The 8,223-nt window shown below is 38.7% G+C and carries 9 protein-coding genes; 1 reads left to right on the forward strand and 8 read right to left on the reverse strand.

All coding sequences use genetic code 11. From position 1 onward, the window contains the following. Positions 1 to 37 precede the first annotated feature (37 nt). The 6 genes from AC0L6R_RS09660 to AC0L6R_RS09685 form a co-directional block, all read right to left on the reverse strand. On the reverse strand, positions 38 to 598 hold the full coding sequence (locus AC0L6R_RS09660; protein ID WP_473270982.1) for a carboxymuconolactone decarboxylase family protein: 561 nt from the start codon (positions 596 to 598) through the stop codon (positions 38 to 40). 62 nt (positions 599 to 660) lie between these two features. Next, positions 661 to 1,242, reverse strand: a complete 582-nt coding sequence (locus AC0L6R_RS09665; protein ID WP_473270983.1) for a TetR/AcrR family transcriptional regulator — start codon at positions 1,240 to 1,242, stop codon at positions 661 to 663. 210 nt (positions 1,243 to 1,452) lie between these two features. Then, complete coding sequence (locus tag AC0L6R_RS09670; protein WP_473270984.1) at positions 1,453 to 1,782, reverse strand: hypothetical protein; 330 nt, start codon at positions 1,780 to 1,782, stop codon at positions 1,453 to 1,455. 24 nt (positions 1,783 to 1,806) lie between these two features. Then, a complete protein-coding gene (locus tag AC0L6R_RS09675) occupies positions 1,807 to 2,484 on the reverse strand; it encodes an SCO family protein (RefSeq protein WP_473270985.1) in 678 nt (225 codons plus the stop codon). A gap of 110 nt (positions 2,485 to 2,594) precedes the next feature. Beyond that, positions 2,595 to 2,981 carry a toxin-antitoxin system YwqK family antitoxin gene (locus AC0L6R_RS09680; protein ID WP_473270986.1) on the reverse strand — a complete coding sequence of 129 codons (387 nt, stop codon included), beginning with the start codon at positions 2,979 to 2,981 and terminating at the stop codon, positions 2,595 to 2,597. 243 nt (positions 2,982 to 3,224) lie between these two features. Beyond that, on the reverse strand, positions 3,225 to 3,872 hold the full coding sequence (locus AC0L6R_RS09685) for a YHYH protein (protein ID WP_473270987.1): 648 nt from the start codon (positions 3,870 to 3,872) through the stop codon (positions 3,225 to 3,227). A gap of 768 nt (positions 3,873 to 4,640) precedes the next feature. On the opposite strand from AC0L6R_RS09685, the gene AC0L6R_RS09690 reads away from it, so the two are divergent. Continuing rightward, positions 4,641 to 5,111, forward strand: a complete 471-nt coding sequence (locus AC0L6R_RS09690; protein ID WP_473270988.1) for a hypothetical protein — start codon at positions 4,641 to 4,643, stop codon at positions 5,109 to 5,111. A gap of 166 nt (positions 5,112 to 5,277) precedes the next feature. Here the strand turns inward: AC0L6R_RS09690 and AC0L6R_RS09695 are convergent, their stop codons facing one another. Together AC0L6R_RS09695 and AC0L6R_RS09700 are read right to left on the reverse strand one after the other, a co-directional pair. Next, positions 5,278 to 7,233, reverse strand: coding sequence for an OmpA family protein (locus tag AC0L6R_RS09695; protein ID WP_473270989.1), 1,956 nt, complete (start codon positions 7,231 to 7,233; stop codon positions 5,278 to 5,280). Positions 7,234 to 7,247: 14 nt separating this feature from the next. After that, on the reverse strand, positions 7,248 to 8,219 hold the full coding sequence (locus AC0L6R_RS09700; RefSeq protein WP_473270990.1) for a PorP/SprF family type IX secretion system membrane protein: 972 nt from the start codon (positions 8,217 to 8,219) through the stop codon (positions 7,248 to 7,250). Positions 8,220 to 8,223 lie beyond the last annotated feature (4 nt).

Genomic DNA, 8,223 nt, shown 5'->3' on the forward strand with positions numbered 1-8,223 from the left:
AGAACAAATCCGAAAATTTGCTCTTGTCCTAATGTGATTAATTAGCTGTTTCAGGGTTCCAAGCGTACTTTTCAAATGGTTTATCCACAGGTGTTTCAGCAAGGTGATTTGTATAATTACTGATTATTTTCTGAGATAAGCCAAGTATAATCTCAAGCAAGTGGCGCTCGTCATAACCTGCAGCGTAGAATGCTGCAACCTCCTCATCTAATAGATTACCTCGCTTGCGAACCATCGCCAAAGTTGTTTCGTGCAGCACCTGAAGCTTCGAGTTTGGCAAAGCCGTCCCTTCTCTTAGAGCTTCGGTAATTGCGTCATCCACTTTCATCATTTTCGCTATTCCCGTATGTGCCGGAACACAATAATGACACTCATGCTCCACATTAATCGTTTGCCACACTACGGTTAATTCCTCGTTATTAAATGAGGAATTGACGAAAAGTTCATGAATTTTTTGATAGGCTTCCAATAGGCCCGGAGCTCCTGCTAGTACCCCGTGAAGACCTGGAATGTATCCATTCTTTTTTTGGGAATTTTCTAAAAACACCTTGCTCTCTTGAGGTGCTGAAACTAAATCATGAATCGTTAATTTACTCATAGTAAGTTGGTTTAGTTAAAATATCTAAACGAATGTTTAGATATTAGGCAAATAAATTATTGCTATAGAATTTTAAATATGTTTTCAATAAAAACTGACAATTGATCTTTCCTAAAGACCCTTGAAGCTGACCCTAGCCCATATAGAGAGATAATTAGATAATCAGCATACTCCTCAATTTTACTCCTATTCAAGCCTGCTTCCTGACCAAGGTTGTTCACAAACAACTCTTTGATCTCTACAATAAAATGTTGAAGCTGCATTAAGATCTCCGGATCTGCATCCTTTCCCAGTTCATTGGAAGTATTGGTGACTAGGCAACCTTTGCAAGACTCATTTTCTTTGGAAAACTCGAGAAAAGCATAGAAATATTCCTTGATACCCTGTATCCCATTATTGGAAGATTGAAGCACGGTAGTAATGACCGAAAGCTTCTTTTTATAGCATTTAATACTTTCCAGAAACAGGCCATTTTTACTTCCAAAACTCGAGTAAATGGAAAACTTATTGATCCCCATTTCCTTTTCAAGCATCTGCATAGACGTAGTCTCATAGCCATTTCTCCAGAAAAGGCTCATCGCTTTTTCAATTACTTCCTCTTCGCTATAATTCTTACTTCTTGCCATTTTAATGAATAAGTACACAAACCTAACCAATCGTTTAGATTAAAACAATTAATCCCGGAATATTTAAATGGTATTGCTCAATCTACCAAGAACGCTGTATTGAAAAATTGAGTCTCACCTTTATGAAAACTAGCGTAGTCATCGATGATATCATACTCCTACAGTAATGGTAAGAAAAAAGCTGCCTCTTAAATGAGGCAGCTTTTTCAATAAACCCACAGCCAATTATTATTCCTTTCTTGGAGGGCCTTGTCTTTCCTGCATTTTCTTAAACTTTGCAGCTTGATCTTCAGTGAGCGTCTTAAGGAGGGCATCATTCATCTCTTTGCGAGTCTCTCCTGCTTTCTTTCTATCCTTCTCTACGGAACTGTATTTCTTCATTATGGTCTCCCACTCTTTCACTTGCTCCTCACTCAACTTAAGTTCAGTTGTAGCTTTTTTAAGCATTTCCTCCTGAGAAGGTGGGCCCTGACGCTCCTGACCTTGACGAGGTTGACCTTGGGCAAAGCCAAAAATGGTGAATCCCATCATACAAATTCCTAATACTAACTTTTTCATTTTTTTTTGGTTTAATTTGAAATTCTACGTGTTTTTAAGTGTTTTAATATCTGATATGAGCTGAAGTACAGATGTTTTATTTAGCCCATTATAAATCCCTCGGATATGACGATCCCTATCGATTAGGAGAAAATTTTCCGTATGAAGAAATTCATCTGGATCCTTTAACAAACCGAGATCCTCCTCCACGAAATATTGATTTCTGGCGAGTTCGTAGATCTGCTCTCTTGCTCCCGTAAGCAAATGCCATTTTCCTGATTCTACTCCATGCTCATCAGCATATTCTTTCAAAATAGGCACCTGATCAAACTCAGGTGTAACGGAATGTGACAGTAAAGTCACCTGATCGTCATGTTTAAAAGCTTCCTGTACCAAAGCCATATTTGCAGTCATTTTAGGGCAGATTCCCGGACAAGTCGTGAAAAAGAAATCCACCACGAATATCTTTCCTTTCAAATCTTGATCTGAGATAGTATCCCCAAGCTGGTTCTGAAAATTAAATGCTGGTATCTGATGAAAATCACTTGGTAAATCATCTTCACTTTCGTACCACACTGGTGTGAACGTGGCATCCTGATAATATGGGAGTTGCTCCACACTAGTCGTTTCAGCAAACGCTGTGATTCCTGCTTGATTTTCACTGGTCTTTTCTGCACAGGCAGCTAGGAGTATAACCAGAAATAGGTTAAGATATCTAGTCATTGTAAACCACCGTTTCATCGTCTAATTCGAAGCAAAGATTGGCACGTTTTAGACCATAAATACGTCCATTCTTCGCCTGATAATTCACGTAGATTTTACCATTTTCTCTCTCAGGCTCGTTGCATCCCCACCTCTTTTCCATCCACTAAATTCATTTCTTTAAACTTGACCCCCGAACTATACCACTGCTGTTGAAGTCCATGAGATTTTCCTGCGAGAAAGTTACCTGAGGAGCGCAGGTTTTTATTGCTCCACCATGATTTTACAGAACCATTTAATTTATTGTCATTGTAATGAGCTTCAAATGCTATACTGCCGTCTTCAAACCATTTCTGAAGTAATCCATTTCTCTTTCCATTGACATATTCTGTACGCTTAGCCAATACCCCATTAGCATAATAGCTCATTCCAGCTCCAGAGAAAGGTATCTTACCTAGATACATCAAACCTTCATTAGGGTGAAGAATTAGCTTTCTCGTGAACTTCCAGCGCTTCAACTTCAGCAAAATCTTGATCCAAACTACCGTCTTTGCTCATAAATTGCTGGTAGGTAAGTAGCATCGTCAAGAATAAGAATAGATTAATTAATTGCATTGGGAGAACCTTGATAATCGCCTGGGAATAAGATATAATACTTATTTAGGTACAATTCATTTTGAACATGGTAGTGATATTCTTCCTGGGTGTTATACTTAGTGATAGAAGTATGTCCACCTGACGCATCTAGATCGGCTGGGTAGCTATCCGTAGACGTACATTTCCTCCCATAAAGAAAAGCCATCTGAGATAATTCCTATCAAATTATCATCATCATCTGAGAATGAAACTGGTTCTAAATGATAATGGTAACTCTGAGGTCCTGTGTGAGCACCATTGAAATCAAGGGAACCGGCAGCTCCGTCTAATGGGACATTTGGACCTTCTTTATCATTATAAATCACAGACCCACTCACTGCAATACCTATCGCTCCTAATCCAGTGGATGTACTAGAGAACGATTTGGTAGGTATTGCTGGCACTCTTAAAGTATAGCTTCCATTAAAGTCATCTATGTTGCCTGGAGCCATAAAGAAAAAAGAAGTCACTGTAGGCTCGACAAAAAGTGGATGATCAGTAGCCGCTGCTGGGGTAATGTGACCGTTATTGTTCCTTTCATTTGTACTTGACCAATAAGGAGAAGTGTGATTTGGCAATCCATTGGTTTCTATGATTACCTCATTTCCATCCAGCATGATTGTAGTATTACTTGAATCAAATGCGGAGAAAGCTAGGGGTAATTCAGTCAGTGTCGCCTCTGGCTCTAAATCATTGTCACCATCGTTGGCACAGGAGATCCAAGTGACCGCCACAAGCAATAAAGGGAAAAAGCTAAGTTTGAATAGTCGCATTGCTATAGTTGTTTTGTTATCACTATAGACGCGGATTCCTTATCGATCCCTCGTTGTCCTCATAGATTTTTTTTATGACAAAAGTCCCCCCACTCATTTTCAGCAGCTCGCACTAAATCAATTAGTTGATTCTCAATACAAAAATCTATAATGACCTATCACTTACCCGTCAACTATACAGCAGCAATTCTTTTTTGAGGCTCTCCTCATGGGTAAAAAAATAGCGCTTTAGAACGCATAAAATCCAGCAATTGATCAGTAACATCCACATTTGCTATCCCAACCAGTTTTTTCAAATTATTTATCTATTTCTAAAATCTAAACTCATGTTTCAACTCGTAAATACTTGAGTTATCCCAAGCAAATTCCCTTTAGCAGAAAGAGGGAATCAGCTATCTATGCCCAAAAGAAATCGTAAATAAATTCCCCGAATTGAGACATTTACAAGAACAAAATACTGATTATTCAATCCGACTAAATCCGATTAATATTTTAACCACTGATTTACAGATACTTATATTAATTTCAAATTCCCTAGAACACAGGCCTGAAGTTTGAGCGTAGAACACACTGTAGATCGAATAAACAAAGTCGTTAGCATATTGGCCTATTAATTCTTAAAAATACGTCACAAGCATTGACAGCAAATTCATACTAAAAGACAATTTAAACCTAACCTAAAAAGGGGTGTTGGACTTTTCAACATCTCATTATGAAGAGTAAAAGCTTAATCACCCAAATTTTGCAATTGCTCGCAAATTTTAACTAATGAAATACCCTCAAGATTTTCAACTATCCTATCCCAAATTGGGATCTGGAGTGGACTTTATTGACAGTTACGAACAGTTAATCTCCATTTTACGCGATTTAGAAAAATACGAATTAGAATTTTCGCTCGACAATTCATTGCCTTTGATTGAAGGAGATTTGAACAATGTTCTGAAAGTTTTAAAAAAATTTATTTCTGAAACAATTTCCCAATTCAAAAGTAAACGAGGTACGGCTTTCGTAGTTTTTAAGAAGGATTGTGATTCCTCATTTATCTCCTATCTAGTAGAAAACAAATTCTTTGGTGACAATGGAAATGTGGAATCTAATCTCGTTGATACGATCACCAAATTTCATTATGCTATCTGTAAAGAACCACTTATGGACAATGAGAGCATAAAAACTGTTTCCCTTCAGACTCAAAAGGAAGGATGGTTTGAAAATGATTCTAGAAAGAATCTTTTAAACTAGGGTCCAGGTTCTTATCTGAATGCTTTTCCAGCGAAATGGATCACAGCATTTTCGAAAACAAAAAAAAGGTCAGCTAATACTAACTGACTTTTTTTGGTAATAAAATCATTCTATTTACAACTACCCAATAAGTACTTTTACTAAACCAGCCTATAATTCTTCCTCATCAATATTCAATTATTTTAAACTCAGTCCTTCTGTTTTCTTGATGCTGCTCATCTGTACATGTTACATTGTCACTACAAGAATTAAGGAGTTTTTCCTCGCCAAATCCAATAGCTGTAAGCCTGCTCGAATCAATTCCTGATTCTATCAAGTACGCTATAGCAGCCTTAGCTCTATTGTCTGATAGCTTAAGATTATAAGCGTTTGTTCCTCGAGAATCTGTGTGCGAATACAATTCAATCTTTATAGTTGGGTTTTCTTTGAGAATTTTTATCAGCTTGTTCAGCTCTGGCTTCGCGTCCTCACGGATATCCCATTTGTCAAAATCATAATAAATATTTTCAAGTGTATATGTCTTCCCAACTTGGATTTGCTCTAGATAGATATTTCTTACGAGGACGGAATCTTGGATTTCAGTAGCCTCCGGAATCATCACATCTCCTGTGCTTCCAGTAAGATAGCCTGTCTTTTTCCCTTCCAAATGAACTGTCTGATCGAACTTGACTTTAAACCTAAAGGACCCATCTTCCTCAGAAACATACGTATTCTCTAAATGATCTTGCTCATTATAAAGTGAGACCACAGCATCGGGGAGATTCATCCCGCTCTCTTTATCGATCACCTGTCCTTTGATTACTAAATCCTTTTTCACAATCAAATCAGCGAAATAAAGATCATCCAAGCCTCTTCCTCCTACCCTATCAGATGAAAAAACAGCCTTATTATCATTCCCTAGCACCAGCGATAATCCAAAATCATCCCGGTTTGAATTGATAGGACTTCCTAGATTCTCGGGCTCAGCGTAATCACCATTTACAAAGGCAGCTTTAAAAACATCTAATCCACCGAGCCCTGCATGTCCAGAGCTAGAAAAGTATAACACCCCATTCTGATCAACAAAAGGGGTTCTCTCATCTCCATTGGTATTGATTACAGAACCAAGGTTCACTGGTCTGAGCCATACTCCATTATCCCACTCAGTGTAATACAAATCAGCTTTTCCTCTGCCCCCAGGCATATCAGAGGAAAAATACAATCTGGACTGAGACGGATCATAAAAAGGATCAGAGACAGAATACGAGAAAGGATCATTAAATGAAAACGGAGTAAAGGAATCCAAAGTCACATCTCCCGTATCCAGGGCGAAATATAACTCAGGAAATAAGGTGTAGTTCCTAGCAGTTCCGGAATCAGATTTTTTGAATTTTTGTGCTTGGGTTAACGTCAGAAATAAATTTTCTCCTACCTCATACATAGGCCCCACATGCAAATCACTTTCAAGGTTCTCGGTCTGCTTTGGATCTCCTAGAGCTGAATTCTCCTCATCATCCCAGTCCAACTCATACATTTTCAAAAAGCCATTTCCAGTCCAACCATACACATCGCTTTTCAACGCATTATTTGGATCAACTCTGGCTTTCTTTGAAATCAATCTATCAGAAGTAAAATGAAGTACTGAGTTTTCAGTAATCATAGGGCCAAACTCTGAAAAGGGTGAATTTGCATTAGAAATTGGCACAACTGCAGCCTCTGAGGACTTATTTAGGAAGGATTTACCTCCTAGTGCAGTTTTCCAAATCAACTCCAAGTCTGACCTACTTTTAGATGGGTCAAGTTTCGCCAACACATCTGCAGCCTCAGTATACTTGGAATTTGCAATTAATGTCTCGGCATAAGGCTTTAAATCCTCTGTTTCAAGTTCATCATCCCTGTCTAGTCTAGTGTACCACTCTTCAGCTTGTTCGAAATCCCTAGTTTTAAAATAAGCCTGAGCCAACCCCCGGGCTGTCTCAGGCAAGGGTGATCTATTCCAACTTTCCAAATACTTATCAATTCCCACGGAATAGTTTAGATTTTCCGCCTGCTTTTTCCCCTCCAGATAACTTTTATAAGCAGCTGGTTTACAACTCACAAAACATAAAATCAGGAAACAGAATATGTAAATGACTTTGTTCATCAGAATAGGGTTAATTAAAAGAATCTTGGAGAAACCAAGCGTACACGCTTAGGAGGGAATAAGAAAGCAATTGAAATATCGTGGGTAGAAAAACTACCTACAGAAAATCCAGAAATCGTATGGTCATAAGCATACCCCAAGCGTAAACTTTCCCGGATCTGCACCTGTACCATACCAATCAAAGCAGTGGACTTTTGCAGACCTTCCTGAATTTCTCTTCCAGGCATATCAATCCCGAACCTATAGCCAGCCCCCAGCCATACCGCATCATTTATAATCAAGGCAGCATTGGCATCCAATCGAGCAGGAGCCTTGAAATCATCCATGTACATCACAGAAGGCACAAAGGATAAATTGTAATTTATATCAAAGTGATATCCTCCTGTCAGATAAAGGTGGGGTGTTGGCTGAACCATCACATCACCTTTGTCAAAATCCACAACTGAGGAAAGCATCTGGTCAGCTGCAACACCTATATAATATGACTCATCATAGAGAAATAAGCCAAGTTTTAGGTCTGGATACGTAATTCTTTCCCTACTCAATGGAATGGAAGGATCATTATCCATATCAGGGTTCAACATGGATCCATCCAGCTGGGAATTGACTACACCAGCTCCTACGCCAAAACTCAAAAACTTAGTATCACTCAGCCTCAGATGGTAAGCCAAATTACCATAGGCTGATACTGTCCTTTGAGCGCCCAACTTATCAGTGAGGAATTGCCCGCCAACCCCTAATTGAGAATCTGCTAAGTAAGTATCCCCAGCAACGGCGAAGGTTTCGGGACTTCCCGTGACACCTGTCCATTGCTTTCTATAATAAGATTGCAGATACAATTGCTGTTTGTAACCTGCATAAGCAGGATTAATAAAAACAGGATTAAAAATGTATTGGCTGTACTGAGGCACCTGCTGCCCAAAGCTATGGCTAAGGGACAGAAGAATGCATCCAGCGATCAGAGTAATTACCTTAAATAGTTTCATCTTG

It is taken from the genome of Algoriphagus sp. 10J20-15 (genome assembly GCF_055809615.1).